The following is a 2,778-nucleotide window of genomic DNA, read 5'->3' on the forward strand; positions in this document are numbered from 1 at the left end:
TCCGAACGCCGCCGTTTACGAAGATGCTCGGGCGAGGGCCGAAGCATTCGGGCTAGAGGTGGTACCCCTCCCCTCGCCCGGGCTGGTGCTGCGCGATGGCGAAATCATCCCCGCATCCTATATGAACTTCTACATCGGCAACGCCGCCGTCGTGGTCCCACTCTACGGCGCGCCCAACGATGACGCTGCCGTGGAGGCGATCGGCGCCCTCTTCCCGTCCCGTAAGGCGGTGGGAATAAGGGCCGATCACGTGCTGACCGGCGGCGGCAGCTTCCATTGCATCAGTCAGCAGGTTCCGAAGTGAGTGAGATCAAGGTCGCCGCCCTCCAGCTCGCCTTCAGCGACGATGTTCAGGAGAATATCGCCGCTGTGTCGGAGCTCGTCCGCGAGGCCGCGGGCAAGGGCGCGAAGCTGATCCTCCCGCCCGAGCTGTTCGAGGGCCATTATTTCTGCCGGACGCAGGACGAGGGGCATTTCACCCGCGCCCTTCCCGCCGACCGCCACCCGGCGGTGGCCGCGATGCGGAAGCTCGCCGCAGAGCTGGAGGTCTACATCCCGACCAGCTTCTTCGAGGCGGACGGGCACCATCATTACAACAGCCTGGCGATGGTCGACGACAAGGGCGAGGTGATGGGCGTCTACCGCAAGAGCCATATCCCGGACGGTCCCGGCTATTCGGAGAAATTCTACTTCCGCCCCGGCAACACCGGCTTCAAGACCTTCCAGACGCCCTACGGGAAGGTCGGGCCGGCGGTCTGCTGGGACCAATGGTATCCGGAAACGGCGCGCGCGCTGATGCTGGACGGGGCCGAGATCCTGCTCTTCCCGACCGCGATCGGCACCGAGCCGCACGATCCAGACCTGGACACGAGCCGGATGTGGCGCCGGGCGATGATCGGCCATGCCGTCTCCAACGTCGTGCCGGTCGTCGCCGCCAACCGCATCGGCACGGAGCACGGCCAGCGCTTCTACGGCCACAGCTTCATCTGCGACGAGCGCGGCGACATGCTGGCCGAATTCGGAGCGCCGGAGACCGGCGTCCTCACCGCTACGCTGGATCTGAAGCAAGCCCGCGCCCACCGCGCAGCCTTCGGCTTCTTCCGGGACCGGCGCCCCGAGCTTTACGGCCGGCTGGCCGAAGACATCTAGCGCGCCGCGCCCGAGCGGGCGGCGCGGCGTTCGCGAAACCACTGGTTGATCATCTGCTGGAAGCAGCCGCTCTGGCCGTATGTGCCGACGACCGAGCAGCTTCCCGGCCTGCTCGGGCGGCTCGCCTCGTCCAGCTCCTCGTTGCGCGCGGTCCACGACGTGGCTCCGCTCGGCTCCCGGTCCCGGAGCGGCTTCGGGATACGGAACCGCTCGTTCTCGGGGCGCCGCGCGCACACGACGATTTCCTCCTCGTCCGCCGGCTTCGGGCAGGAATCGTTGCCGTAGACCACGACATGCTCCGTCCGCTGGGGAGGAGGCTCCTGGGCGGCAGCTCCGGCAGGCATTGCAAGCAGCGCGAGACTTGCGGCTTCGAAGCCTCTGCGGAACATGGTCAGGCGGCGCTCTTCATCGAAGGCAGCGTCGGCGGCGGCGCCTGAACGGCGCATGAAAGGCTCATCGTTACGAAGTGGGCGCAAGCAGCACCGCACGTTCGAACACCTGTTCGAACATCGCCGCCGTCAGCCGGTTGGTGTTCTGATTGTAGCGCGAGCAATGGTAGCTATCGATCAGGATCCTTCCGTCGGGCAGCCGATGCTCGGCAAGGTGTCCGAAGGGCGCCGCCGAAAGCTTCATGCCGACCGCCCGCACCGCCGCGTCGTGCGCGATCTTGCCGAGCGCGACCAGCACTCGCACGTTCTTCAACGCACCGAGCGAGGGCTGGAAGTAAGTGCGGGTGCAGGTTGCGATCTCCTCGGGCGTCGGCTTGTTCTGCGGCGGCACGCACTTCACGCTGTTGACGATCGCCACTCCCTTGAGCCGAAGGGAATCTTCCGGCCGCTCGTCACATTCTCCCTCGGCGAGTCCGAACTTCTTGAGCGTGTCGTAGAGCAGCACTCCCGCGAAATCGCCGGTGAACGGCCGCCCTGTGCGGTTGGCGCCGTGCTTGCCCGGAGCAAGGCCGCAAATGGCGAGCCAGGCTTCCGGATCGCCCCAATGCGGCACCGGCGCGTTCCACCAATCCGGATACTCCGCCCTGAGCGCCTCCCGGAATGCGACGAGCCGCGGGCAGAGCGGGCAATCGCGCGGCGCCTCGTGCTCTGGGACCGGGGAGATGGCGGGACTCATCGGGAGCCTCTAGGGCTGGGGCAATGGCCAAGACAAGCTATGCCGTCGCGCTGGGATCGAACAGGCGCAGCCGCTACGGCTCGCCGGCGGAAACCCTGCGCGCCGCCGCCGACGCGATCGACGCGCTGAGGCTGTCCCGCATCCGTTCGACCCCCGCGCTCGGCCCCGCCGGGCGAGGCTTCGCCAACGCCGTGGCAACCCTCTCCACCGATCTGCTCCCTCCCGATCTCCTCGCGCAGCTGAAGCAGGTCGAGGCCGATTTCGGCCGCCGCTCCGGCCGCCGCTGGGGTCCGCGCGTGCTCGATCTCGACCTCATCCTCTGGTCGGGCGGCCCTTGGCAGCAGCCCGGCCTCCTCGTCCCCCACCCGGAGTTTCGCGATCGCCGCTTCGTGCTCGAGCCGCTTGCCGAGCTCGTCCCCGACTGGCGCGATCCCCTCACCGGCGCCACCGTCCGCCAGCTCCTCCACCGCCTCCGCTCGGGAAGGCCGGTTGACCGCCGCCCTG

General features: G+C 68.1%; 5 protein-coding genes. 3 read left to right on the forward strand and 2 right to left on the reverse strand.

Annotation, left to right across the window (positions count from 1 at the left end):
* Both VF662_RS05730 and aguB read left to right on the forward strand, forming a co-directional pair.
* Positions 1-304, forward strand: a 304-nt coding sequence (locus tag VF662_RS05730; RefSeq protein ID WP_464138838.1) for an agmatine deiminase family protein, incomplete at its 5' end; no start/stop codon positions are given.
* On the forward strand, positions 301-1,149 hold the full coding sequence (gene aguB / locus VF662_RS05735; protein ID WP_464138839.1) for an N-carbamoylputrescine amidase: 849 nt from the start codon (positions 301-303) through the stop codon (positions 1,147-1,149). The genes VF662_RS05730 and aguB, both read left to right, overlap by 4 nt.
* Here the strand turns inward: aguB and VF662_RS05740 are convergent.
* Both VF662_RS05740 and VF662_RS05745 read right to left on the reverse strand, forming a co-directional pair.
* Entirely contained in the window at positions 1,146-1,595 is a 450-nt protein-coding gene (locus VF662_RS05740) for a hypothetical protein (RefSeq protein WP_464138840.1), read from the reverse strand. The genes aguB and VF662_RS05740 overlap by 4 nt on opposite strands.
* A 13-nt stretch (positions 1,596-1,608) precedes the next feature.
* Positions 1,609-2,274, reverse strand: coding sequence for a uracil-DNA glycosylase (locus VF662_RS05745; protein ID WP_464138841.1), 666 nt, complete (start codon positions 2,272-2,274; stop codon positions 1,609-1,611).
* Positions 2,275-2,297: 23 nt separating this feature from the next.
* Between VF662_RS05745 and folK the strand changes: the two genes are divergently transcribed.
* A partial coding sequence (gene folK / locus VF662_RS05750) for a 2-amino-4-hydroxy-6-hydroxymethyldihydropteridine diphosphokinase (protein ID WP_464138842.1) occupies positions 2,298-2,778 on the forward strand: 481 nt, incomplete at its 3' end.

Origin of the sequence: Allosphingosinicella sp. (genome assembly GCF_036387215.1) — a bacterium.
Taxonomy (GTDB): domain Bacteria; phylum Pseudomonadota; class Alphaproteobacteria; order Sphingomonadales; family Sphingomonadaceae; genus Allosphingosinicella.